This window comes from Pseudomonas syringae CC1557 (assembly GCF_000452705.1).
Classification (GTDB): Bacteria; Pseudomonadota; Gammaproteobacteria; order Pseudomonadales; family Pseudomonadaceae; genus Aquipseudomonas; species Aquipseudomonas syringae_F.
In genome coordinates this window covers 161,902-184,965 of the sequence record NZ_CP007014.1, presented here as the reverse complement: position 1 = coordinate 184,965, position 23,064 = coordinate 161,902, and the positions used below count along the sequence as shown (strand labels likewise).

Annotated in this window: 25 protein-coding genes; 15 read left to right on the top strand and 10 right to left on the bottom strand. The window is 56.5% G+C overall.

Annotated elements, in window-relative coordinates; translation table 11 throughout:
• Position 1: 1 nt before the first annotated feature.
• From N018_RS00895 to N018_RS00875, 5 genes are all read right to left on the bottom strand, one after another.
• Positions 2-880 carry an ABC transporter permease gene (locus tag N018_RS00895; protein ID WP_025388616.1) on the bottom strand — a complete coding sequence of 293 codons (879 nt, stop codon included), beginning with the start codon at positions 878-880 and terminating at the stop codon, positions 2-4.
• Complete coding sequence (locus tag N018_RS00890) at positions 877-1,833, bottom strand: ABC transporter permease (RefSeq protein WP_024646339.1); 957 nt, start codon at positions 1,831-1,833, stop codon at positions 877-879. Before N018_RS00890 ends, N018_RS00895 begins: the two co-directional genes overlap by 4 nt.
• Before the next feature lie 31 nt (positions 1,834-1,864).
• Entirely contained in the window at positions 1,865-3,502 is a 1,638-nt protein-coding gene (locus N018_RS00885; RefSeq protein ID WP_025388615.1) for an ABC transporter substrate-binding protein, read from the bottom strand.
• Between the two features lie 93 nt (positions 3,503-3,595).
• Positions 3,596-4,870 carry an NAD(P)/FAD-dependent oxidoreductase gene (locus N018_RS00880; RefSeq protein ID WP_025388614.1) on the bottom strand — a complete coding sequence of 425 codons (1,275 nt, stop codon included), beginning with the start codon at positions 4,868-4,870 and terminating at the stop codon, positions 3,596-3,598.
• A 72-nt stretch (positions 4,871-4,942) separates the two neighbouring features.
• Complete coding sequence (locus N018_RS00875) at positions 4,943-5,611, bottom strand: haloacid dehalogenase type II (protein WP_024643740.1); 669 nt, start codon at positions 5,609-5,611, stop codon at positions 4,943-4,945.
• Between the two features lie 533 nt (positions 5,612-6,144).
• Between N018_RS00875 and N018_RS00870 the strand changes: the two genes are divergently transcribed.
• The 5 genes from N018_RS00870 (at position 6,145) to N018_RS00855 (ending at position 10,302) form a co-directional block, all read left to right on the top strand.
• Positions 6,145-7,002 carry a GNAT family N-acetyltransferase gene (locus N018_RS00870; protein ID WP_025388613.1) on the top strand — a complete coding sequence of 286 codons (858 nt, stop codon included), beginning with the start codon at positions 6,145-6,147 and terminating at the stop codon, positions 7,000-7,002.
• A 159-nt stretch (positions 7,003-7,161) separates the two neighbouring features.
• On the top strand, positions 7,162-7,875 hold the full coding sequence (locus N018_RS00865) for a cupin domain-containing protein (RefSeq protein ID WP_024643523.1): 714 nt from the start codon (positions 7,162-7,164) through the stop codon (positions 7,873-7,875).
• A 434-nt stretch (positions 7,876-8,309) separates the two neighbouring features.
• Positions 8,310-8,759, top strand: coding sequence for a hypothetical protein (locus N018_RS25900; protein ID WP_080274774.1), 450 nt, complete (start codon positions 8,310-8,312; stop codon positions 8,757-8,759).
• Positions 8,760-8,886: 127 nt separating this feature from the next.
• Positions 8,887-9,594 (top strand): hypothetical protein, encoded by a 708-nt coding sequence (locus N018_RS00860; protein ID WP_025388612.1) that lies wholly within the window; start codon positions 8,887-8,889, stop codon positions 9,592-9,594.
• Positions 9,595-9,717: 123 nt separating this feature from the next.
• Entirely contained in the window at positions 9,718-10,302 is a 585-nt protein-coding gene (locus N018_RS00855) for a hypothetical protein (RefSeq protein WP_038401649.1), read from the top strand.
• An 18-nt stretch (positions 10,303-10,320) separates the two neighbouring features.
• On the opposite strand, the gene N018_RS00850 is transcribed toward N018_RS00855, so the two are convergent.
• On the bottom strand, positions 10,321-10,824 hold the full coding sequence (locus N018_RS00850; RefSeq protein ID WP_025388610.1) for a GNAT family N-acetyltransferase: 504 nt from the start codon (positions 10,822-10,824) through the stop codon (positions 10,321-10,323).
• 532 nt (positions 10,825-11,356) lie between these two features.
• Between N018_RS00850 and N018_RS00845 the strand changes: the two genes are divergently transcribed.
• From N018_RS00845 to N018_RS00830, 4 genes are all read left to right on the top strand, one after another.
• Positions 11,357-11,845: an Hcp family type VI secretion system effector gene (locus tag N018_RS00845; RefSeq protein ID WP_025388609.1), complete on the top strand. Its 489-nt coding sequence runs from the start codon at positions 11,357-11,359 to the stop codon at positions 11,843-11,845.
• Between the two features lie 9 nt (positions 11,846-11,854).
• Complete coding sequence (locus tag N018_RS00840) at positions 11,855-12,832, top strand: hypothetical protein (RefSeq protein WP_025388608.1); 978 nt, start codon at positions 11,855-11,857, stop codon at positions 12,830-12,832.
• Entirely contained in the window at positions 12,825-13,199 is a 375-nt protein-coding gene (locus N018_RS00835; protein ID WP_025388607.1) for a hypothetical protein, read from the top strand. Before N018_RS00840 ends, N018_RS00835 begins: the two co-directional genes overlap by 8 nt.
• A 222-nt stretch (positions 13,200-13,421) precedes the next feature.
• Positions 13,422-13,853: a type VI secretion system amidase immunity protein Tai4 gene (locus N018_RS00830; protein WP_025388606.1), complete on the top strand. Its 432-nt coding sequence runs from the start codon at positions 13,422-13,424 to the stop codon at positions 13,851-13,853.
• Positions 13,854-14,016: 163 nt separating this feature from the next.
• Here the strand turns inward: N018_RS00830 and N018_RS00825 are convergent, their stop codons facing one another.
• The 3 genes from N018_RS00825 to N018_RS00815 form a co-directional block, all read right to left on the bottom strand.
• Positions 14,017-15,561, bottom strand: coding sequence for a phosphoenolpyruvate carboxykinase (locus N018_RS00825; RefSeq protein ID WP_025388605.1), 1,545 nt, complete (start codon positions 15,559-15,561; stop codon positions 14,017-14,019).
• A 179-nt stretch (positions 15,562-15,740) separates the two neighbouring features.
• The gene (gene hslO / locus N018_RS00820; RefSeq protein WP_024643528.1) at positions 15,741-16,643 is read right to left on the bottom strand and encodes an Hsp33 family molecular chaperone HslO; all 903 of its coding nucleotides are present in this window, start codon (positions 16,641-16,643) and stop codon (positions 15,741-15,743) included.
• 173 nt (positions 16,644-16,816) lie between these two features.
• On the bottom strand, positions 16,817-17,224 hold the full coding sequence (locus N018_RS00815; protein ID WP_024643529.1) for an RNA-binding S4 domain-containing protein: 408 nt from the start codon (positions 17,222-17,224) through the stop codon (positions 16,817-16,819).
• Between the two features lie 166 nt (positions 17,225-17,390).
• Between N018_RS00815 and N018_RS00810 the strand changes: the two genes are divergently transcribed.
• The 4 genes from N018_RS00810 to gltP all read left to right on the top strand — a co-directional run bounded on the left by N018_RS00810 (position 17,391) and on the right by gltP (position 21,343).
• Positions 17,391-18,173, top strand: coding sequence for an EAL domain-containing protein (locus N018_RS00810; RefSeq protein ID WP_024643530.1), 783 nt, complete (start codon positions 17,391-17,393; stop codon positions 18,171-18,173).
• Between the two features lie 49 nt (positions 18,174-18,222).
• Positions 18,223-18,666 carry an ATP-dependent zinc protease family protein gene (locus N018_RS00805; RefSeq protein WP_170947379.1) on the top strand — a complete coding sequence of 148 codons (444 nt, stop codon included), beginning with the start codon at positions 18,223-18,225 and terminating at the stop codon, positions 18,664-18,666.
• Positions 18,663-19,568 (top strand): 30S ribosomal protein S6--L-glutamate ligase, encoded by a 906-nt coding sequence (rimK, locus tag N018_RS00800; protein WP_003318100.1) that lies wholly within the window; start codon positions 18,663-18,665, stop codon positions 19,566-19,568. Before N018_RS00805 ends, rimK begins: the two co-directional genes overlap by 4 nt.
• Positions 19,569-20,011: 443 nt before the next feature.
• Positions 20,012-21,343, top strand: a complete 1,332-nt coding sequence (gene gltP / locus N018_RS00795; protein ID WP_024643531.1) for a glutamate/aspartate:proton symporter GltP — start codon at positions 20,012-20,014, stop codon at positions 21,341-21,343.
• A 95-nt stretch (positions 21,344-21,438) separates the two neighbouring features.
• On the opposite strand, the gene N018_RS00790 is transcribed toward gltP, so the two are convergent.
• Positions 21,439-22,110 (bottom strand): glutathione S-transferase family protein, encoded by a 672-nt coding sequence (locus tag N018_RS00790; RefSeq protein WP_025388604.1) that lies wholly within the window; start codon positions 22,108-22,110, stop codon positions 21,439-21,441.
• Positions 22,111-22,299: 189 nt separating this feature from the next.
• Here N018_RS00790 and N018_RS00785 point away from each other — a divergent pair, with 189 nt between their 5' ends.
• The gene (locus tag N018_RS00785) at positions 22,300-22,578 is read left to right on the top strand and encodes a hypothetical protein (protein WP_025388603.1); all 279 of its coding nucleotides are present in this window, start codon (positions 22,300-22,302) and stop codon (positions 22,576-22,578) included.
• Positions 22,579-22,794: 216 nt separating this feature from the next.
• Positions 22,795-23,043 carry a TIGR02647 family protein gene (locus tag N018_RS00780; RefSeq protein ID WP_025388602.1) on the top strand — a complete coding sequence of 83 codons (249 nt, stop codon included), beginning with the start codon at positions 22,795-22,797 and terminating at the stop codon, positions 23,041-23,043.
• Positions 23,044-23,064: the final 21 nt, after the last annotated feature.

The following is a 23,064-nucleotide window of genomic DNA, read 5'->3' as shown; positions in this document are numbered from 1 at the left end:
ATCAATGCCCTCCCGAACGGCGACCGCGCCGTGAGGCCAGCCGGTCGATGAACAGGTTCACACCGATGGTCAGCGTGCCGATCGCCAGCGCCGGAATCACGATGGCGGGAGCGCCTTGACTGAGCCCACCGATGTTCTCGCGTACCAGCGAACCCAGATCGGCGTCAGGCGGTTGCACACCGAGGCCTAGAAAGCTCATGCCGCTGAGCAGTAACACGATGAAACCGAAACGCAGCCCCAGGTCGGTCAAAACCGGGTTGAGCATGTTCGGCAGGATCTCCCGGCAGGCGATGTACACGCGACCTTCACCGCGCGTACGCGCCACTTGCACGTATTCCAGCGCCTCGATGTTCACTGCCAGGCTCCGCGCAATACGAAATGCCCCCGGCGTGTAACTGAGTACTGCCGTGCAGATCAGCAACACTTCGGACGAGCCGAACGCCGACACCATGATCAGCGCCAACATCTTGCTCGGGATCGAAATGAAGGCGTCCATCAGGCGGCTGATAATTTCGTCCAGCCATCTGGGCGCGACGACTGACAGCAGCGCACACAAAGTGCCTATGCCGCTGGCCAGCACGGCAGAGATCAATGCCAGCCCGACTGTGAAGCGCGCGCCGACCAGCACCCGGCTGAGCATGTCGCGGCCCAGGTAATCCGTGCCGAACGGAAAGGCCGCGCTGATGTTTTCAAACATGTTGTCGGAGACTACTTCACCCACCGGATGTGGTGCGAGCCCGGGTCCGAACACCGCGACCATCAGCCAGATGAAGCACACCGTTGCGCCCAGCAGGCCCAGCCACGACGTCGGGCGGACGGTTTTTTTGCGAGGCACCGGTTGCGGCGCAACGGGCGTCGATTTCGCAATGAATTCAGTCATTGGGTTCTCAGCCTCGGGTTGGAAAGAATTGCACACAGGTCGGCCATCAGCACCAGACCCAGGTAAGCGGCGCAGAACAGCATGGTGCAGCCCTGCACCAGCGCCATGTCGCGGTTGGTCACGGCATCAACCATCAGGCTGGCGATGCCGGGATAGTTGAAGATGGTTTCAACGATGACCACCCCGCCCAGCAGATAGGAAAGACTCAGCGCCACGGCGTTGGCAATCGGCCCGATAGCGTTGGGCAAGGCGTGACGCAACACGATTCGGACCGGACTGACACCCTTGAGCCGGGCCATTTCCACATAAGGACTGTCCAACTGGTCGATGACCGCGGCGCGTGTCATGCGCGCCATCTGCGCGACGATCACGCAGCACAGCGTCATCACCGGCAAGGCATAGGTGCGCATGAACTGCCAAGGCGAACTGACATCCCCGCCATACGACAAAGCCGACAGCCAGCCCAGGTTGACGGCAAAAATCAGCACCGCCAGCGTTGCCACCAGAAATTCGGGCACTGCCACCAGGGTCAGCGTGATGAAATTCAGCGCACCATCCAGGCGACTGCCGCGATACATCGCGGCACCAATGCCCAGTGCCAGCGCGACCGGAACCGAAACCAGCGCAGTCGTTGCCGACAGCATCAGGGTCTTTGGGAAGCGTCCGGCAATCAGCTCGGAAACCGGCATCGCGTTGGACACCGACTCACCGAGGTCGCCACCGAGCAGGTTGCTCAACCAAAGCAGGTAACGCACCACACCTGGCTGATCCAGGCCCAGTTTTGTACGCAATGCCGCGACCTGTTCAGGCGTCGCGAATTGCCCAAGAGCCTGTTGTGCTGCGTCTCCAGGCAGCACCGCCGTAATGGCGAAGACCACGATGGAAACGATCAACAACGTCACGATCGCCGCGCCGAAGCGCTGCACGATCAACCAGATTGTGTTGCTATTCATCTGCTTCCTCCCGCTCGGTTCAGCGTTTCAGTTACGCGTCCAGCCACACCTGCTCGCTGAACATGTAGCCCATGAAGCCGCCCAGCGGGTTGCTGGAATAGCCCTGGATACGCTTGTCCACGCCATCGATGTTGCTGATGAACACGGGAATGCCGATGCCGCAGTTCTGACTGACCAGCGTTTGCATGTCGCCGTACATCTTGGCGCGCTTGGCATCGTCGGTTTCGCCACGGGCCAGCATCAGCAACTGATCGAACTGATCATTCTTCCAGCCAGATTCGTTCCACGGTGCAGTGGACTGGAAGAATTGCGAGAAGATCACGTCGGCATTCGGACGCGGGTTGATGTTGCCGAAGCTCAGCGGGTGCTTCATCCAGTGGTTGGACCAGTAGCCATCGCTCGGCAGCCGGTTGACGTTGAGGGTCAGGCCAGCCTGCTTGGCCGACTGTTGCAGCAGCACGGCGATGTCTACCGATCCAGTGGCGGCAGGCGATGCCGCCACCGCCATGGTGATCTTTTCCATGCCGGCTTTCTTGAGGAGGAATTTGGCCTTCTCCGGATCGTAAGCACGCTGCGGCAGGTCAGCGTTGAAGTAGCGCGAGCCGGGCGAGATCGGATGGTCGTTCCCCACGCGGGCATAGCCACGGAACACTGCCGATTTGACCTGTTCACGGTCCAGCAAGTATTTCATGGCCTCGGTGAATTCCGGGCTTTTGCCGGGCATCTGGTCCTGACGAATGATCAGATCGGTGTAGTTGCCGGACGGCGCATCCACTACGCGGTGCGTAGTGCTGGCGGCAATGCGCGTGGTGGAACGCGGGTTGACCTCGTTGATCATGTGCACATCGCCGGACAACAGCGCGTTGACACGCGATGGCTCGTCGGCAATGGCGATGAATTCGATCTCGTCCAGGTACGGCAGGCCCGGCTTCCAGTAGTTGGGGTTGCGCGCGCTGACCGAACGCACGCCTGGGTTGAACTCCTTGACGGTAAACGGACCGGTGCCTATGCCCTTGCTGAAGTCGGTGGTGCCTTCGGGCACGATCAGCAGGTGCGAGACCGCGAGGATCGAGGGCAGCTCGGCGTTTGGCGAGCTGAGGGTGATCTGCACTTCCATCGGGCCGGTGGCCTTGATCTCGGAGAACTGCGCCATCAGCGGCAACACTTTCGAGCCGGTGGCCGGGTCCTTGTGACGCGACAACGAGAACACCACGTCGCCAGCGGTCAGGGCCTTGCCGTTATGAAAGGTCACGCCTTGACGCAGGGTCACCGTCCAGACGGTGGCGTTGTCGCTTTCGATCTTCTCGGCCAGTTCCATGTGCGGAACCAGATGGCTGTCGAAGCGGGTCAGGCCGTTGTAGAACATGAAATGGCGAACGTAGTCGGTGGACAGCGCACCTTTGGCCGGGTCAAGCGTATCGGCCGTGGAGCTGGACATGCCCGCCACACGAATGCGGCCGCCTGGCTTGCCTTTGACCGGCGCATCCGCGTCTTCGGCAAAAACCTTGCCCGCCGCGCCGAACAGGCTGCTGGAGCCAGCCGCGACCACACCGGCAACACCCAGCATACGCAGTGCGTCACGACGCGACAGACCACGATTGAGCCCCTCGAAAACACGCAGGCTGTCTTCACCTGAGATCAACGGGGAGTCGTTTTTTTTGTCAGCCATATCAGTTCTACCTGTCGAAAAGGGGAAATTCCGAGTTGCTCACGGCGGGCCGGAGCATCCTTCATGCGCACACGACGACGGTTAAACAAAAACTCAGTGGCGACTGTCCTGATAGCGATAGTAGGCGCCGACCAGAGGAAGAAACCAGGGCTTGCCGAAGTGGCCGGGGATCGCTGGCCAGCTCAGGTCCTTCCAGGGGTTAGCCTGGGCCTTGCCTTCCATGACCTCGGCCATCACCTGGCCCATGTGTACTGACATCTGCACGCCATGACCGCTGTAACCCATCGAGTAGAAGACTCCGCCGTGCTCGCCTGCACGCGGCAAACGGTCGGACGTCATGTCCACCAGACCACCCCAGCAGTAGTCGACCTTGACGTGGGCCAGTTGCGGAAACATCTGCACCATCGCCGCTTGCAGCACCTTGCCACTCTTGGCGTCGGAGCTGCTGTTGGACATCGCAAAGCGTGCCCGCCCGCCGAACAGCAACCGGTTATCCGGGGTGAGCCGAAAGTAGTTGCCGATCAGACGGCTGGTCACGTAAGCGCGCTGGTTGGGGAACAATTGGTTGATCAGCGCCTGCGGCAATACTTCGGTGACAATCACGAAACTGCCCACCGGTACGATACGGCGGCGATACCAGCCCAGGCCGCCATGCTGGCAGGCACCCGTGGCGAGCAGCACTTGGCCGGCCTGAATAGAGCCCTTCGATGTGTTGACCACGAAACCACCGCGGTTGGCTTTCCAGTCCTTGACCGTCGCGTCCTGATACACCCGAGCGCCATGCCGCACCGCAGCATCCGCCAGCCCCAGGCCAAAACGTCCGACGTGGATCTGCACGCCGTTGCGTTGCAACAGGCCACCGTGAAACTCATTTGAACCAATTTCGCTGCGTACGTCCTGAGCCGACAGCAGTTCGACGTCGGCATCGACCTCACGACGAATCAACTCGCAAGTACGGGCCAGTCCTTCGTAATGTCCTGGCTTGGCCGCCAACTTGAGCTTGCCGTTGCGCTTGATGTCGCAGGCGATACTTTCCTGCTCGATCACATTAACGACGCTCTGCACTGCACTTTCGTAAGCCTTGTAATAATCGCGCGCCTGCTCGGCACCCAGGCTGGCGCTCAGCGAAGCATAGTCCTGAGCCACACCGGTGTTGCACTGCCCGCCATTGCGGCCAGAGGCTTCGCCGATCACTCGACCTGATTCCAGAACCACCACGCTGGCACCTTTCAAGGCCAATGCACGCGCTGCCGCAAGACCGGTAAAACCGCCACCGACCACCACCACGTCAGCCTGCCCCTCCACCGCGCCATCCTGCGCGCCGGTAAAATCTGGAGCTGTATCGAGCCAGTAGGACTCACTGCGCATTTTGTTCCCCTTGTCACTCATGGATGAGCACCTTGAAAAATGCCGGTATTGCTGTTGGCTCAGCCTGTTCGGTCAGAGGCCGACCAGACCGGCCAGACCGCCGATGTCCGGGATCTGGTGGTACTCAAAGGAGCTGTTGGCAGGTTGTTCGTGACCGCGTGCCACAAACGCCTTGTTCCTGATTTTCATGTCATGTGCCGAGAACAGGTCGTAACGGAAGCTGGAAGAGACATGCAAGATGTCTTCCGGGCCGCAACCCAGGTTGTCGAGCATGAACTCGAAAGCCGCCAGACGCGGCTTGTAGGCCTTGGCCTGTTCAGCGGTAAACACCTTGTGGAACGGCGCGCCGAGCTTTTCGACGTTGGACATGATCTGGCTGTCGCTGGCGTTGGAGAAAATCACCAGAGGGATCTTGTCGGCGATTTTCGACAGGCCGGCCGGGACATCGGCATGCGGCCCCCAGGTTGGCACTGCGTCGTAGTACAACTGGCCCTCTTCACGGTACTCAACGTTCCAACGCTTGCAGGTGCGCGCCAGAGCCTCTTTCAGAATTTCGTCGTAAGGCATCCAGTCACCCATGACCTGATCCAGGCGATACGCCGAGAAGTCTTTGACGAACTGGTCCATCTGTTCAGCCGGAACGCGGTCGGCGAACAGCTCGCGCGTCATGGTGCCCATGTGGAAATTGGTCAACGTGCCGTAGCAGTCGAACGTAATGAATTTTGGTCGAAGAAAGCTCATTGTGTGCGGTCCTGAAAGTTCGTTGAGGGCATGGCATGACGCACAGTCCGGCCTCGTCTGAAGGGCGGTGATGCACGCTGCAGCACACCCTCATTACAACACCGTGAAATCAGCATATGGCGTTAAAAGTGATGGCTGCTTGATAGAAACCACCGTTTTGAGGCGTGCGCTCAGCAGACTTTGCGGGGCGCTCCAGCCTTGGGCAGCCCCCGGTTTCTGGCGCTTTTTTGACCCTTTTCAGGGCGCTCAGGCTCAAACGCGGGCGTTTGCGCCGCAGAAACTGCGCCGCTATCGATGATCGGCAAGAAGCAAAAACCCGCTGCTATATAAAGAGCGTTATCCGCACGAAAAACCATAAGCATTTGCTGCCGGGCCTTCGACCGTTTTAAGCAGTAACTGTGGTCTGGCGAACGGCGGTTTGTGGAATCTGCCGAATGCTCGCCAACCTCTTGTCTCCTATTGCTGCAGGTGGGATACAGAACATCTGCAGCAACCTTTTATTGCCTGTGCATCCTTCTGGACGGAGACACGTCATGCTCGCTCAGCAACGCCTCGACTTTGAATACCGCCCCATGACCGCAGCCGATGTCGGCAACGCCCATGAACTGTCCATCGCCCTGAAGTGGCCGCACCGGCTTGAAGACTGGGCCATGCTGCAACGTGTCGCTCAGGGTTTCGTCGCGCTACACAATGGTCGCTTGATCGGCAGCGCGTTCGCCTGCCATCAGGGCGAGTTCTCCACCATCGGCCTGGTAATAGTCAGCGACGATTATCAAGGCAAGGGCATTGGCCGCAAGTTGATGGAGCTGGCCATCGGCAGCGTTGCGCCGCGTACTGCGGTGCTCAACGCGACGCTGGCCGGCGCGCCGCTGTACGAAAAAATGGGTTTTGTAAGCTTTGGCGAGATACAGCAACGTCAGGGCCAGGCGCAACAACCGACACCAACCGAACTGAAGGCCGATGAAAGCTGCCGCGTCCTCATCGAAGCCGACCATCCTCGTGTGCTGGAACTGGCCAACGCCGGTTCGGGCATGGATCGCTTGGTCACGCTGGGCGATGTGTTGAACAATATCGAATACGCGGTGGGCATTGAGCACGACGGTCAGTTGCAGGCATTTGCGCTGCTGCGCCCATTCGGACGAGGCCTGTGCATCGGTCCGGTGGTTGCGCAGTCGGTCGAGCAAGCGCGACACATGATCGAACATCTGCTGGCCAAGGTGCCTTACGCCTTTGTACGCATCGACATCCCCACCGATTGCGGCCTTGCGGACTGGCTGGAGGAAGCAGGCCTCAAGCGCGTGGACAGCGTGACCTGCATGAGCATGGGCGCAGTCCCGCAACCTAGCCAGGGCGTGCGTCAGTTTGCGCTGATTAGCCAGGCGATTGGTTGATAGCGGAAGAACATCATCGTGCCAATGCTCTGAAGTTGGCATGCAGTACTGGACGCTCTGCGTCCGGTCTTGAACATGTGACGCAGAGCGTCACGAGAGGCATTACCACGCGGAGCGTGGAAACGATCATCAACTCTTCAACTTCAGGAGCCCGCCCCAATGCCCCAACCCACAGCCCTGCTATTGGCCCGCGCTGACCTCAGCCCGGTAGACACCACATTCACCAGCGGCCCACTCGATGCCCACGACCCATTCGACGAAGGCCGCAGCACGGCGTTCATTGATGAACAGGGCGTCGCTGCCGGAGTGGTTCATTTAGGCACGTCGCTGTCAGTGGAAGCCTATCCTTATACCGAAATGCTGGTGATGCATCGCGGTGCAGTCACCCTGACCTCCGGCGCCGACAGCATCACCATAAGCACCGGCGAAAGCGCAGTGATCGGTCGCGGCACTCAACTGCGCATCGACGCACAACCGGACAGCCTCTGGGCGTTCTGCGTATCCACTCAAGCCAGCGGGCCCGATAAGCCCGGCATCGTCCCGCTCGACCGCCTCGCCGTGCTCACACCGTCCTCACCGCCCGACCCGAGCATCATGATCAGCGCGCTGCCGCAGTGCCGCAGCAATAACCTGTTCGAAGACACGGCCAGCACTCTGCGCATCGGCGTCTGGGATTCCACCCCCTACGAGCGCATCTCACGCCCGCACAAAATCCACGAACTGATGAACCTGATCGAAGGCAGCGTCGAATTGACCCTGGAAAACGGCCCGAGCCTGACCGTGAACACCGGCGACACCGTATTTGTTGCGCAGGGCGCTCCCTGTAAATGGACGAGCACGAGGTATGTGCGCAAGTTTTATGCAGTGACGTGAAGTAGAGAGCGGCGCCCTTCAGCTCTGTGGGGCGCTCCAATTCGCACATGCATAACTTCCGCCCGTGCAGTTAATCCAGCTGGATACTAAAAGACAAGAATAATCATCATAGTTAACTGATTTGCAAAAAATCAGAAGTTTCCTACTTTTCTTTCCCGCCCATCGTGCTAAACCATCATCACGGACTGCGAAAAGTTAATCTTTTCGTCTGACCCGCCCAGCGGAACTGCCCGTGTTTCACCACAGGGTTTTCCTCTGTATACCTTCTACATCAAAAATGCTTTACGAGAACGGCGCTCACACCTCCGCACTCACACACCAGTGGTTTTTATCTGGACGACAGGCTGCGGCCACGAATTAATAGTGCAGTGCCGTCTTGCGCTGACCTTACTTAAAAATATGAAATTAATTACTTGATTCAGGAACTACCAACAATGAAAGCCAAAAAAATCTTACTGACTTCTTTCGCTCTCGCCACACTATGCGCCGCTGTTGCTGCGCATGCGGGGCCACCGGTGACTGTAACATTTAAAAATCTGGGCTCAGACATGGCAGAGTATAAAGTCGTCACTCGCAATGAACTATCGACTCAGCGTAATACCAGAACGACTATTGCACCAAACGTCCAACCTGGGGATTCAGATAGTTACTCCACACAAAGCACTCTATCACCGGATACAAACTACGCCAGTGTTCGCTACGTCATGGGCTCCAAAGTTTGCGTATTCTCGACCACCTTCATAAAGCTTCCCGGTGCGGGTGGTGTCAAGCTGCCAAAGTGGAACCGGACCGCAAACTCCGAAGGTGGCGCTGTCTGCACCGCGACGTCTCGTGCCACCAATCTTTCCACTTACGCGTGGGCTGCTGAATTCACAATGAAATAAGCGCCGGAGCGTGCGTGTCGCATTTTGACACGCACGTTTTTAACGGAAAGTTAAAGCTGACTCTGGCTTGGCCGATACAGGGAGTGAATATAAAGCCATGGATTGGCCTCAGCAGCGAGGACGCAGCATGATTGATACGACATCCGTCGCCCACTTCGCCCATAACACCACAATAACGACTGTCGCGAAAAGCACCTCTGTCACGAATACAAGTTCCCGCCTAAAAGAGCTCACTTCTGAGCCTGCCATTGACAGCGCCACCCTCTCGAGACTGTCCAGTCAATTGAGCAATAGTGCCGCACGCGCCCAGGCTCGCGACAGCAGTCTTGATTTCAAAAGCTTGGGCTCTCTAGCAAAAAGCATCAGTGATAAAATTGCAGGCAACGGTTATTACTCCAATAGAAAACTGCACGATGCAGAGATACCGGATACGGACGACCCTGCACTGCTCGAAAGGGCCAGGCAAGCGACTTCGTTCAAAAACGGGTCAGGAGCAAATCCGTTCGCGGGGTTATCTCAAGATCAACTGAGGCTGATCATATACGACGAAGATAGCGACTTCACAATTAACGAAAGAAATGCTGCGTACTCCGAAAACTACGCTCAAGAGCAAGTATGGAAAAGGGCCATCTGTCAAAGATATGTCGACGAATACAACGAAACCGGCAAAAGCACGCAAACGCTGGTTGAGCTTCTCGCTCACTATGACCAACTGCCACCCATAGAAAAAGCCCAATACCCTGCCAGCTATGTGGCCAATATTACATCGGGGGACAGCTCGGCCATGGATATCTTCAACACCCTGAAACCTCAGTATGCTCCCCAGGAGGCATGAGTGCCCGGTAACAAAAGCGACCGTCACGCGTACGAGGACTTGAGTGTCGACGAGGAGGACGCGCTCACGCGTGCTCCCCTATACACATCAAGGAAGCCACCTACGTTCCAGCGCAATCTGCTGATGCTGCTGGCACTCGTCGGACTGTGCGGCTACGGGGTGTTTCATTACAGCCATTTTCCAAAAACAAGGGGGACCGTCCAGGCAATGCCTCCTGCGGTTATTGCCGACGTTACCGACTTTGCGCAACCACCGACTACCGAGACGTCGAGACGACCCCTGACGCTGCCGGAGTGCATGGGTGCTGATAATCTCATCGACGAGGCAGTCGCTGCCTGTCGATTCGGGAAAAGCCAAAAGGTAGTTCACAGCTCAACCGCGCAGGGCATGGTGTCTGCACGCTACATGAGCCAATACAAAGCGCAACAGCAGACGCAACAGTCACGACTCGCAACAGCACAATTTGTTGAGTCGGCAGTCGTGTGGCAATGGGACCGGAAGCGCACCTATGTCGCTGAATGGGTCGTGACAGGCAATCAAATTGACGACACCAGCGTATGCCATAACTGGCGCAGAGGCTCGATCGAATACCGGGAATGCCGCAAGGGCGCCAAGGTGTATTTCAAAGAACAGTGCAAGCGCCTCCCGGAATCAGGCACCCGCCAACGCTATTGCAGTGCGGCGAGCGGGTTTAGTCCGTTGGGCTGAGCGACCGTAGCCACGGCATCAATCAGGGTTCAGACCCAGCACGTAGAACTTGCTATCCACTGCGATCAACGGAAAGCTCGCAGGCAGCTCCTCCTTCGTGATCTCTCTGAAACCGTGCTTTTCATAGAACCGGTGCGCGGCGAGAAACTTGTCAGTCGTACCCAGAAATACTTCGGTTACGCCCTTTGCTGTGGACTCTTCGACCAGACGATTCAACAACCTTGCCGCAACCGAGAACTCGCGCCCCCGAAACGGCGCGGCAACAAACATTTTGCGCAACGCGGCCTGCCCTGAACCAATGTCCTTGAGCGCAATGCTTCCGACCACTTGATCACCCTGCACAGCGACCCAGAAATCGCCCGTGCCGGTCTGGTAAAACTCCGGGATCGCTTTCAGATCAGGCTGATCTTCGGCGGTAATGGCGATGTCGAACTCTTCACGCTGGATCGGCAGGATCAACGCCGACACACCTGATTCATCACTCGGTATAAAACGTCGTACCTGAATATCGTTGGCACTCACCACACACCTCCATGTCATCACCAGAAACAGAAAATCAGTATCCCAGACAAGCAAACGCCCCGACAAGTCGAGGCGTTTGCATGAGCATTTCCGAGGGTCACACAGGCGTGATACCTCGAAGATGTTTAATTACAACATGAGACAAAAACGTCGCTCTCTTGCCTTTGGTGCGAATGATCACTTGAGGAGTCCTGTTCTTGCAATTCAAGCTGAGGCTGGATTTCCACGCTTGCCAATGGGCGCCCGACCAATGCCTGAGCCATATCGAGCAGATAGATGACGATTGATACTAGATCACGCGTCTGTCCACTGAGATTATCTGAGCGGGGGAATTTTTTGAACCTCAGGCCAAGGGCATCAAAAATCGGGGCCTATTTCAGACATTCCTAGAGCATTAAACACACAATTAGACCTTTAAACGTTGCGTTTCAAACGTGCCTTCGCGCCTTGTAACCAGCCAAAAAATTTGTTGTCATAGCCGTTCATCGCAAATTTTCTATGCGACACCACTGATTACCAAGGAGAGGTAAGCATGGCTTTCGACGCTTTCATTCAGATCGCTGACAGCCCTGGCGAGGCGCTGGACGAGAAGTACAGCAAATGGATTGAAATCACCGGCTATAACTTCGGCGTCAGCCAAAGCACCTCAGCCACCGCCAGTTCCTCGGGCGGCGCTTCATCCGGTCGCACCACCATGACTAATTTCACCTTCACCAAATACCTCGACAGCGCCAGCTGCAAGCTGATGGAAGCCAGCTGCGCAGGCCAGCATCTCAAGGAAGTGAAACTAGTGCTGTGCCGCGCAGGCACCGACAAACTCAAGTACTACGAAGTGGTACTTGAAGAAGTCATCATCGCCGACTACACACAGAGCGCAAGTTCCGGCGTCCCCACCGAAATCGTTCAGCTCAACTACGGCCGGATAAAAACCACCTACACCCTGCAAAAACGTGTCGATGGTACCGCGGGCGGTAACGTGGCTGGCGGATGGGACCGGATTAATAACAAAAAGTACTCGTGAGGCACGACCATGGCTGAAGCAAGATCCTTCATCAATGTCAGAACACAGACCTTTGACTCTCTAAAAGCAAATCTTGCACTGCCAAAGAACACCGAGGCCAAGTTCGTAGCGCTGAACTCTCACATTTCAGGCAGCGTCGTCCTCGCGGGCGAACTGGTCATCGTCGGTGACGCCTCCACCACCTCGTCTACCGCTCAGGAAGCCTTCCTGATGGCCAAGGCAGCCGAGGTGCATACCGCGTTGCTGGCTAACGGCGTGGGGGCGGATGATTTCTTTCTTGATAATTTTGAGCTGCTCAAGCAAGCGATCTCTTACACTTCTATGGGGGTAGGCGCTGCAAGTGATGGCTGGTCCAAGCATATGGAGGAGATCAAAAAATCGCTTCAAGACATCGAAAAACTCTACCAAGCGCACATGGGCTCCGGCACCATGACCCAACGAGACGCTTTCTATGCCAAGCGCACAGAATTGTTCATGAGGCTTGAGAAGTTGCTGAATAATTTTCTGGCATATGGGTCCGGGCTGCGCAACGAAGGCTCGATAAAAAGGCTGCTGGGACTTTCAACCAGCCGCTATATGCATACTGGAGAGATAGCGGGATACGCTGACAAGGTATCTGGTGTGGCCAAAGCGTCCAAGTGGATCAAAAGGGGCGCTTATATCGGGACAGCACTTGAAATTGGTTCCACCGGACTCGCCATTCATAAAGCTTGCGCGCTGGGTCGCGAGGAACAGTGTCGTAAAGCGAAATATGTCGAAGGCAGTTCGCTGCTAGGTAGCGTATTTGGAGCTGGCGCTGGTGGATTTGTAGGAAGTGCAGTTGTTACCACTGCCTGCGTCGCAATCGGTATCCCTACTGGCGGTGCGGGAGCACTGGCATGTGGCGTAATTGGAGGTGCTGTAGGTGGGTGGGGAGGAGGAGAGCTAGGCCAGTCCAAAGGTGAACAGTTTGGGGAAATTATTTACGGGAAAATGATAAATGACTAGCGAACAAATTGGTTTGTCCGCAGGATTTGTACTAGCACTCATGGGGATGGTATTATTTGCAGTAATGCTGATTGCCCATAAATATATCGAAACTATCGAGAGTAACCTTCCTAATTGCTCTTACATAAAAGACAACAAGCGCACATGGGGAAATGCTGGATTACTTGGCAAAGTTATGAGAGGGAGCATAATTGCGATGATATTAATAATGCCCAGTATGCATGCTAAACGAGGCCTGATCGACGCGCAAGAGGTAAGCAATCTTCCGAAGCGATACAGATATATTCTCACGATACCGATGATTACTTGCTGTGTACTGTTTGTCTTTCTGATCGCGTTGAGCCTAGCCGAGAAATATGTTGCATAGTCCTGTAGCAGGAATGCTTGTCTCAAAGAAATTGCGAGAGGCCTCGTATCCGCCCTCTGGCGGCAGAACGTTAGCCGACACGAGAGCTGCCATAGTATCCGTATGGTCTGATGCGGCTAGTCATGTCACGTAGTCGATAACCACACTTATTATGGTTATTGCTATTTCAAAGAGCGGACCGTTAGCGATCAAACAGAAAAAGAAATCCTGAAGCCTAAGTTGATGAGTTTTATTTCTAGTGTCGGAATACTGCTTCTTTTTCTAGCGCCCATGAGCTTCGCATCTTCCTCGACTTCTTCCCCTAAGGGAATGAAGAGAACCTATGAACAAAACTACAGGGACATGGTTCTCGCCACCTGCATAGCGAATGCTTACAAGGGCGAAAAAAACACTGCAATGGATGCGGGCAGCAGTGTGAGTGCTTTACGCGACTGGGCCTTCTATGTTTTTGAGAAAAGTCCCGATGCGGTAAAAGCGCTCGTTGAAAAGTATTTAGCCAAAGATTACACAAACCCTTTGGTTGAATCCGAGACAAAGGGAGTAAAATTTGACTTATTGAAGTGCGTCGACCTTTACCATAGTAAAGAGCTCGATGCGCTTACAACGGAGGTTGTGATAAAACCTAATCATACCTATATTCAAGATAATAAATGACAGACGCGGAGCGACCGCTCGGATCGGTCATATTTTTACGTAGATTATACGGACGACCTTCAATCATCGACTCGGAATTCAAGAGACTCTGAAACAAGCTCTATATCAGATATTCAAGAGCAAAAAAACCGCCTCTGAGGGCGGTTTTTTTAGATGCGGTCAATTACAACTTCGGACCCGCAGCCCTGATGGCGTCGCTCACGTCGAACTTCTTGAAGTTCTCCACGAACAGGCCAGCCAGTGCTTTTGCAGCTTCGTCGTAGGCAGCCTGGTCAGCCCAGGTGTTGCGCGGGTTGAGCAGGCCGGTGTCTACGCCGGGTACCAGTTTCGGTACGTCGAGGTTGATGGTGTCGAGGTGTTCGGTTTCTGCACCGATCAACGCGCCGCTCTGGATCGCTGCAATCACGCCACGGGTGGTCGGGATGTTAAAGCGCTTGCCGACGCCATAGCCGCCGCCGGTCCAGCCGGTGTTGACCAGATAGACCTTGGAGCCGAAGCCGCGGATACGTTTGATCAGCAGCTCTGCGTATTCGCCAGCCGGACGCGGGAAGAACGGAGCGCCGAAGCAGGTGGAGAAAGTGGACTTGATGCCCGACCCTGAACCCATTTCAGTCGAACCGACGAGCGCGGTGTAACCCGACAGGAAGTGATAAGCCGCCTGCTCTTCGCTGAGGATCGACACTGGCGGCAATACGCCGGTCAGGTCGCAGGTCAGGAAGATCACTGCGTTCGGCTCGCCACCGAGGTTTTTTGGCGCGCGCTTTTCGATCAGCTCACGCGGGTAGGCGGCCCGGCTGTTCTGGGTCAGGCTGCTGTCGGCGTAATCGGCTTTCTTGGTGACCGGGTCGAGTACGACGTTTTCCAGTACCGCGCCGTGCTGGATGGCTTTCCAGATGACGGGCTCGTTCTTCTCGGACAGGTCGATGCATTTGGCATAGCAACCGCCTTCGATGTTGAACACCACGCCTTTGCCCCAGCCGTGTTCGTCATCACCGATCAGATAACGGCTTTCATCAGCAGACAGGGTGGTTTTACCCGTTCCGGACAGGCCGAAGAACAGCGTTACATCGCCCTCTTCGCCCATGTTGGCGGCGCAGTGCATCGGCAGCACGTCAACGGCCGGCAGCAGGAAGTTCTGCACCGAAAACATGGCTTTCTTCATTTCGCCGGCGTAACGCATGCCTGCGATCAGCACTTTGCGGGCAGCAAAGTTGATGATGACGGTGCCGTCGGAATTGGTGCCGTCACGCTCAGGTTCGCAAACGAACCATGGCGCGTTCTGAATTTCCCACTCGTCCTTGCCAGCCGGGTTGTACTGTTCAGGATTGATGAACAGGCAACGGCCGAACAGGTTGTGCCACGCAGTTTCGGTGGTCATCTTGACCGGCAGGTAGTGAGCCGGGTCGGAGCCTACATGAACGTGGGAAACGAAACGCTCGCGCTCGGCCAGGTAAGCGCCTACACGGTTCCACAAAGCGTCGAATTTTTCGGCCGGGAACTTGCGGTTGATCGGGCCCCAGGCGATGGCGTCCTGAGTGCTCGGCTCTTCGACAATGAAACGATCGACCGGCGAACGGCCAGTACGATGGCCCGTTTGCACAACCAGTGCGCCAGTGTCGGAAAGTTCGCCTTCGTTACGGGCAAGGGCTTCCTTGACCAGTTCGTCGGTGCTCAAATCGGTGTACACAGCGTTGTTGGTTTGCGTCATGAGGTTCCCCGTCGGCCGTTGGCCGAGTGCTTCAAACGGTTTTGTAGTAAAAAAACTACCACTACTACAGCGTAAAAGTGGGCCGGATTATGCCAGAAATGCCCAGAAATGGTAGGACCCTCCTGTCAGAACAGCATTACAGGAGCCCACACCGTATTCTGAGGCTATTTGCGCTGTGATTAATGGCGCGTGTCAGACGGAGAATCGACACCGCCGCCAGCAAACAGCTGCGCGACGTCAGTGGCATCGAACAGGTAGCGCTCGTTGCAGAACTGACAGTCGATTTCAATCGAGCCGTTGTGCTCGATGACCAGTTGCTGCGCGTCCTCCAGCCCGAGGCTGACCAGCGCATTGGCGGATCGCTCACGAGAGCAGCTGCAACGGAAGCAGATCGGCTGAATATCGAACAGGCGAACCGGGTCTTCGTGATACAGGCGATGCAGAATCGTCTGATTGTCCAGGCTGAGCATTTCTTCGGCCGTCAGGGTGTTGGCCAGGGTGATGACATGCTCCCAGTTGGCATCGCGCTCCTCCGGGTCGGTGATCTCTGCGGCGGGCAGTTGCTGCAACAGCAGACCACGGGCGCGATGACCGTCGGCCTTGAGCCAGAAACGCGTACCCAACTGCTCGGACATTACAAAATAGTTGGAGAGGCTTTCCGACAGGTCGACACCGTCCAGCGCAACGATGCCCTGGTAGCGCTTACCCTTGCGCGGGTCGATGGTCAGCGCCAAAGAACCCTCGGGCATAAGGTCCTGAAGGCCCGCGCCTGGACTGATCAGCGATTCTTCGTAACGGGCGATACCCCGCAGCTCACGCTCGCTTGAACACTCGACCATCAACAACGGGACGGCGCCGCTGGAGCGCGCCTGAAGGATCAGCAAGCCGTCGAACTTGAGCGTGCCGACCAACAGCGCAGCCGCCGCCATCAGTTCGCCAAGCAATTGCGCGACCGGCTCCGGGTAGGCATGTTTGGCGAGCACTTCGGCGTAGCTGCGCTCCAGGGCAACCAGCTCTCCACGAACGTCGCTTTCGTCGAAAATGAAGCGCTGGGTGAAATCGATGTCGGGGAAATCATGCATAAGAAGAGGGTATCTGAGGTAATGACAATGGATGGCCATCGGCAGCACGCGCCATTCGGCACCTGAAAATGCTGTGCACCGTAGGTTTTGACCGGCATTTTAGGAGCTATCCGGCGCGCTTCCAAGCTGGATGGCTTTTCGGTCCGATCACCGGGCCTGCCATCCACTCGATTTCAGTCGCTGTGCTGATTGCCCCGAAAATCAAAAATCTGTCGACGCTGCTTCTTGGTCGGCCGCCCATCGGTGGTAACGCCCAGGTTGCCGGCCTTGCGTTGTGCAGCAGCGTTTTCCCGTTTCGCAAGGCTCTCCGGGGTCTCGCGATACAGCGTCTGCGCTTCCGGTGCGCCGCGTCGGACAACCGATAGCGCCTCAACAACGACCGTGCGCTCATCGAAGCCCATACGAATCTGCAACTCGTCGCCGACACGAGGCTCCTTGCCGGGCTTGCAACGTTCGCCGCGACAGTGCACCTTGCCACTTTCGATGGCTGCTTTGGCCAGCGCACGCGTTTTGAAGAATCGCGCCGCCCACAGCCATTTATCCAGACGAACCTTGTCTTCTTCTTCCAACTTTTGTGCCATTTGAATTCCTCATCAGTGTGGCAGTCTGAACGTTATCAGTCTCGACGGAATCGAGCGGCCAAATTGTCAGGCCGGAGAATCTCCCGGGAACATGTAGTAACCGAACCTTGTTTGTCAAAATCAGACAGTAATCATTTCATTGCCCCGACCTCACATGGAGTGCGACGTGACAGAATTTCCAACTTCGTTAACCTCCCCTGGGAAAAGGTGTGAGGGATGCACGGGCAGCCCCGAACTGGGCTTCTCGTTTGACTACGCCTATCAGCCGATTGTGGACCTGCGTGACCAGTCGACTTTCGCTCATGAAGCGCTGGTGCGCGGCCCCAATGGAGAGAGCGCCTATTCGGTACTGAGTCAGGTCACTGACCAGAACCGCTATCGCTTTGACCAGATGTGCCGCACGACCGCGATTGCCGGCGCGGCAAGACTGGGGATGACCGAGCGTTTATCGATCAACTTTTTGCCCAATGCCGTGTATCGTCCCGAACTGTGCATCCGCAGCACGCTGGAAGCGGCCAAAAAGCATGACTTCCCTATCGAGAGGTTGATTTTCGAGACCATCGAAAGCGAACATGTTTGCAGCAATGGTCATTTGAGCAACATCCTGCGTGAGTATCGAGAGTTTGGCTTCATGACCGCTATCGATGACTTCGGCGCCGGGTATTCAGGCCTGACGCTGCTCGCAGATTTTCAACCCGACCTTATAAAACTCGACATGAACCTGATCCGCGACGTTCATCGAAATCGCGTGCGTCAGGCGATTGTTCGTAGCGTTGTCACAATGTGTTCGGACTTGGGGATTAAAGTCATTGCAGAAGGCATAGAGCAGACCGAAGAGCGGGACTTTCTCGCCGATTGCGGCATTTTTCTGATGCAGGGTTATCTGTTTGCCAAACCTGCCTTCAAAGCCCTGGCTCAGGTAGACGCTGAGGCCTTGAAGACGTCTTGAGAAGTACGGAATCACATTGAAGACATTTGATCACCTGACGGTTATAGGCCTGCGCGAGTGGGTGGCGCTTCCCGACCTGGGGGTTGCAGGCCTGCGGGCGAAAATCGATACCGGCGCGAGCACCTCAAGCCTGCACGCCACTGAAATCGAACCTTTTGAACGTGATGGTCAGAAGTGGGTGCGTTTCAACGCGCATCTGGGCACCGTGGTGCAGTTGCGCCATCGACGCTGCGAGGCGCAACTGGTTGCCATGAAGACCATTAAAAGCTCCAACGGCCATGCGCAGGTGCGTTACGTAATTCGTACCACGCTGGCCTTGGGTGATCGTATATGGCCGGTTGAATTCACGCTGGCTTGCCGCAAGTCGATGCGCTATCGACTGCTGCTGGGTTCCAAAGCTCTGATCGATGGCCAACTGGTGGTCAATCCGGGTATTACTTACGTACAAGACAAGCCGGTGTTCCCGGCCTCTACTTCCTCAGGTGTTGCATGAAGATCGCTGTGCTTTCGCGTAATCCGCGTCTGTATTCCACCCGTCGTCTGGTCGAAGCCGGTATCGAGCGAGGCCATGAGATGGTGGTGATCGACACCCTGCGCGCCTATATGAACATCGCCAGCCACAAGCCGCAGATCCACTATCGCGGCAAACCGCTGGAAGGCTTCGATGCGGTCATTCCGCGTATCGGGGCTTCGGTGACTTTCTATGGCTGTGCGGTGTTGCGTCAGTTTGAAATGATGGGCGTGTTTCCGCTCAATGAATCAGTCGCCATTGCCCGCTCGCGGGACAAACTGCGCTCACTGCAATTGCTCTCGCGTCGCGGCATCGGCTTGCCGGTGACCGGCTTTGCTCACTCACCGGATGATATTCCCGATCTGATCCAGATGGTCAACGGCGCGCCGCTGGTCATCAAGGTGCTGGAAGGCACCCAAGGCATCGGAGTGGTGCTGTGCGAAACCGCCACCGCGGCGGAATCGGTGATCGAAGCGTTTATGGGTCTCAAGCAGGACATCATGGTGCAGGAGTACATCAAGGAAGCCGGTGGTGCCGACATTCGCTGCTTCGTGGTCGGCGACAAGGTCATCGCCTCCATGAAACGCCAGGCCAAACCTGGTGAGTTCCGCTCCAACCTGCACCGTGGCGGCAGCGCCAGCCTGATCAAGATCACGCCGGAAGAACGCATGACTGCATTGCGCGCAGCCAAGGTAATGGGCCTGAGTGTGGCGGGCGTGGATATCCTGCGCTCCAATCACGGCCCGCTGGTGATGGAAGTCAATTCTTCACCGGGTCTTGAAGGCATCGAAGTGACCACCAGCAAGGATGTCGCCGGGATGATCATCGAGTATCTGGAAAAGAATAGCGGCCCGCATATGACGCGTACCAAGGGCAAGGGATAGAAACCGGTTCAGATGTCCAGGCCAATTGCCCGTTTCTGCGCATTGGCCTGAGCACGCCTTACCGTATATCCGGTAAAAACGCTAAGTAATCGATTCAGCACGATCATATTCCGTCACCCCCGCTGCCTGTGCCTGCCAAGCCAAAGACGACGTTTTAGCCGCCTTTGCGCCGATTCACCCCCTTCCCTGCCAACACAAATCAACACTTTCCCCGCTTTTGTATGCCGATTACGCATGAGGTAGTCGTTTACGGCATTAGACGAATGCGCACGCCATGGGAATAGTTGCGACTTTTTTCGCCTGCGACTGAGCCGATAGGCTCCTCTGCAGTGGCCCTCTCTGGAGATTTTCCAACGTATCCGTGCCCTGAAATTGCTGCGGCAAAGCCCTGTAAGTGAGGCGGTTCCGGAACGATCCAAGCTACTTCAAACAAGGGTAAAAATATGAAGAAGGCAAAGTTGAGTCTGGCATGGCAGATTCTTATCGGACTGGTACTGGGTATCGCCGTCGGCGCCCTGCTCAATCATTTCAGTGCTGAAAAGGCCTGGTGGATCACCAATCTCCTGCAACCGGCAGGTGACATCTTCATTCGTCTGATCAAGATGATCGTTATCCCTATCGTTGTCGCATCGCTGATTGTGGGCATTGCAGGCGTAGGCGATGCGAAGAAACTGGGGCGCATCGGCCTCAAGACCATTCTGTATTTTGAAGTCGTGACTACTATTGCCATTTTGGTCGGTCTGGTGCTGGCAAACGTGTTCCATCCGGGCACAGGCATCGACATGAGCACCCTGGGCACCGTCGATATCTCCAAGTATCAACAGACCACTGCCGAGGTTCAGCACGATCACGCGTTCATCGCTACGATCCTCAACCTGATTCCGTCCAACATCTTTGCGGCCATGGCGCGCGGCGAAATGCTGCCGATCATCTTCTTCTCGGTGCTGTTCGGGCTTGGCCTTTCCAGCCTGCAGGCCGAAGTCCGCGAGCCGCTGGTGAAGCTTTTTCAGGGCGTATCGGAAGCCATGTTCAAGGTCACTCACATGATCATGAACTACGCACCGATCGGCGTATTCGCACTGATCGCGGTGACGGTCGCCAACTTCGGTTTCGCCTCGCTGCTGCCGCTGGCCAAGCTGGTGATCCTGGTTTATGTGGCCATCGCCTTCTTCGCTTTCGTGGTCCTCGGGCTGATTGCTCGCGCCTTCGGCTTCTCGGTCATCAAGCTGATGCGCATCTTCAAGGACGAGCTGATTCTGTCCTACTCCACCGCCAGTTCCGAAACCGTCCTGCCACGCGTGATCCAGAAAATGGAAGCCTACGGCGCGCCGAAAGCGATCTGCAGCTTCGTGGTGCCGACCGGTTATTCGTTCAACCTCGACGGCTCGACGCTGTATCAGAGCATCGCGGCGATTTTCATTGCCCAACTGTACGGTATCGACCTGTCGATTGGCGCACAGTTGATGCTGGTGCTGACCTTGATGGTCACCTCGAAAGGCATCGCGGGCGTGCCGGGTGTTTCCTTCGTGGTGCTGTTGGCAACCCTGGGTAGCGCGGGCATTCCGCTGGAAGGCCTGGCGTTCATCGCCGGTGTCGACCGGATCATGGACATGGCGCGTACCGCCCTGAACGTGATCGGCAATGCGCTGGCAGTGCTGGTCATCTCGCGTTGGGAAGGCATGTATGACGATGCCAAGGGCGAGCGCTACTGGAACTCCCTGCCTCACTGGCGCAGCAAGCAGCCAGTGCCGCTGGGTCAGCCGACGGCTGATTGACCGCTCCCCCACTCCGCGCCGACCGCTCAAGAGCCGACGCGGAGCGCCCCGGATTTGCGTGCCAGCATTGGCGCGCAAATCAGCTCATGAAACGCCTAGCCAGCTCGGCCTGTGCCCTGCACTCGCGCCAGGAAAGCTGGCCAGTCCGCCTCCCTGTCGACCGCTACGCGCTGGACGTTCGGGTTCAGCGCAAGACGCTCCTGCAAGGCACGCGCTGCGGGCATGCTCTCCAGCAGATCCAGATCGAACAGTCGCTCTCCCACTTGCTGCGCCAGGTCGACGCTGTATAGAAAATAAAGATCTGCCACGGTGAATTGCTCGCCAGCCACATAAGGGGCAAACAGGCCGCGCTGCGCCAGGGCGGCGAAGCCCTTGATGAGGTCGCGGCGCGCCTTGGCTTTGAGCTCCGGCGGCGTCGGTCGTCCACCAAAAATCACTTCCGCGTAGCACAGGCGCGCAGGCAGCTCGATGTACAGCTCGATTTCCTTGGCGATTGTCCAGACCTGAGCCCGTGCAAACGGGCTCAAGGGCAGCAATGGTCGGCCAGGTGAAATGTCCTCGACATAACGCAAAATGACATCTGTTTCACTGATGAAACCGTCAGCAGTGCCCAGCACAGGCACTTTACCTCGGGCGCTGACGGCCAGGACCTCCGGGCTCTGGCAGCCATGCAGCGGTACCACTTCGAAAGGCAGCTGTTTCTCCAGCAGTGCCAGTTTGACCATATTGAAATAGTTGCTCGCAGCAAATCCATAAAGCTTCAGCATCGATGGCCTCCTCAGCCCTGTACCTTCAGTTCAGTGGTGAGGACGCTATCAACATGACCATACTTATCAGTGACTTACATCAATTGCCTATAATTTGAGGAATTGTCCTACGCATAATCATTCCACCGCACAGGCATGCCCGACTGAAAAGAATCCGGTTAAACTGCCTTTCTGACATGAGGATTGAACATGACCGACACACTCGACAACGACGAAGATGACGATTTCGCCGGCCAAAAACTGATCGAAGCCATCGAGAACCAGATCGAAGCCAACGAACCGCCCGCTGCCAAGGCCGTGTTCAACAAGCTGACGCTGGTGGGCTACGAGCGCGAAGAGATTCTGGAAATGATGGCTCATGTGCTGGCCTTCGAGGTTCACAGCCTGCTCGAAGAAGACCGCCCATTCGACGCGCAATGGTACGAAACCGCGCTGCGCGCACTGCCTGAGCTGCCGCCAGATAAATAACCTCCCACCGCCCTAATGCCGGTGAGATATATGCTGCAAAGCTTTCAGACGCTGTCTACACTGCAGATGCCCCGCTGCCGCTTGAGCCTGCTGGGCTATCACGCCAAGCCGGCTTCAACGGTCTCCAGAACCGACGAGCATAGAAACCGACACGTCGATTCCAGACACACCCGCCAGCCGGCGAGGTCGTACTACTATAAAAAGTCTGGAGTACCTATGTCGTATACCCCTCAGTTGGTTGCCGAACTGGAAATCCTTGCACTGTTCAATCTGGGAAACACCCAGGAAGGCCTCAAAGTTCATCACGTCGCGGCCCCCACTGCCGTCGCAGCAGCAAAAAGACTTTTCGAAAAAGGCCTCACGACCCAGGTCGATGGCGGTTATCTGACCAGCCTCGGACTTGAGGCTGCACAGCATGCGCAGTCGATATTGACCATCCTCAGCGTCTCGAAACAGGCAGCCTGAACCGCACCGGGCCTGCCCAGC

What these genes read in the sequence shown, in the direction of transcription:
- N018_RS00895 (WP_025388616.1), bottom strand. Translation starts at nt 880, where the DNA reads ATGACTGAATTCATTGCGAAATCGACGCCCGTTGCGCCGCAACCGGTG.
- N018_RS00890 (WP_024646339.1), bottom strand. Translation starts at nt 1,833, where the DNA reads ATGAATAGCAACACAATCTGGTTGATCGTGCAGCGCTTCGGCGCGGCG.
- N018_RS00885 (WP_025388615.1), bottom strand. Translation starts at nt 3,502, where the DNA reads ATGGCTGACAAAAAAAACGACTCCCCGTTGATCTCAGGTGAAGACAGC.
- N018_RS00880 (WP_025388614.1), bottom strand. Translation starts at nt 4,870, where the DNA reads ATGCGCAGTGAGTCCTACTGGCTCGATACAGCTCCAGATTTTACCGGC.
- N018_RS00875 (WP_024643740.1), bottom strand. Translation starts at nt 5,611, where the DNA reads ATGAGCTTTCTTCGACCAAAATTCATTACGTTCGACTGCTACGGCACG.
- N018_RS00870 (WP_025388613.1), top strand. Translation starts at nt 6,145, where the DNA reads ATGCTCGCTCAGCAACGCCTCGACTTTGAATACCGCCCCATGACCGCA.
- N018_RS00865 (WP_024643523.1), top strand. Translation starts at nt 7,162, where the DNA reads ATGCCCCAACCCACAGCCCTGCTATTGGCCCGCGCTGACCTCAGCCCG.
- N018_RS25900 (WP_080274774.1), top strand. Translation starts at nt 8,310, where the DNA reads ATGAAAGCCAAAAAAATCTTACTGACTTCTTTCGCTCTCGCCACACTA.
- N018_RS00860 (WP_025388612.1), top strand. Translation starts at nt 8,887, where the DNA reads ATGATTGATACGACATCCGTCGCCCACTTCGCCCATAACACCACAATA.
- N018_RS00855 (WP_038401649.1), top strand. Translation starts at nt 9,718, where the DNA reads ATGCTGCTGGCACTCGTCGGACTGTGCGGCTACGGGGTGTTTCATTAC.
- N018_RS00845 (WP_025388609.1), top strand. Translation starts at nt 11,357, where the DNA reads ATGGCTTTCGACGCTTTCATTCAGATCGCTGACAGCCCTGGCGAGGCG.
- N018_RS00840 (WP_025388608.1), top strand. Translation starts at nt 11,855, where the DNA reads ATGGCTGAAGCAAGATCCTTCATCAATGTCAGAACACAGACCTTTGAC.
- N018_RS00835 (WP_025388607.1), top strand. Translation starts at nt 12,825, where the DNA reads ATGACTAGCGAACAAATTGGTTTGTCCGCAGGATTTGTACTAGCACTC.
- N018_RS00830 (WP_025388606.1), top strand. Translation starts at nt 13,422, where the DNA reads ATGAGTTTTATTTCTAGTGTCGGAATACTGCTTCTTTTTCTAGCGCCC.
- N018_RS00825 (WP_025388605.1), bottom strand. Translation starts at nt 15,561, where the DNA reads ATGACGCAAACCAACAACGCTGTGTACACCGATTTGAGCACCGACGAA.
- hslO (WP_024643528.1), bottom strand. Translation starts at nt 16,643, where the DNA reads ATGCATGATTTCCCCGACATCGATTTCACCCAGCGCTTCATTTTCGAC.
- N018_RS00815 (WP_024643529.1), bottom strand. Translation starts at nt 17,224, where the DNA reads ATGGCACAAAAGTTGGAAGAAGAAGACAAGGTTCGTCTGGATAAATGG.
- rimK (WP_003318100.1), top strand. Translation starts at nt 18,663, where the DNA reads ATGAAGATCGCTGTGCTTTCGCGTAATCCGCGTCTGTATTCCACCCGT.
- gltP (WP_024643531.1), top strand. Translation starts at nt 20,012, where the DNA reads ATGAAGAAGGCAAAGTTGAGTCTGGCATGGCAGATTCTTATCGGACTG.
- N018_RS00790 (WP_025388604.1), bottom strand. Translation starts at nt 22,110, where the DNA reads ATGCTGAAGCTTTATGGATTTGCTGCGAGCAACTATTTCAATATGGTC.
- N018_RS00785 (WP_025388603.1), top strand. Translation starts at nt 22,300, where the DNA reads ATGACCGACACACTCGACAACGACGAAGATGACGATTTCGCCGGCCAA.
- N018_RS00780 (WP_025388602.1), top strand. Translation starts at nt 22,795, where the DNA reads ATGTCGTATACCCCTCAGTTGGTTGCCGAACTGGAAATCCTTGCACTG.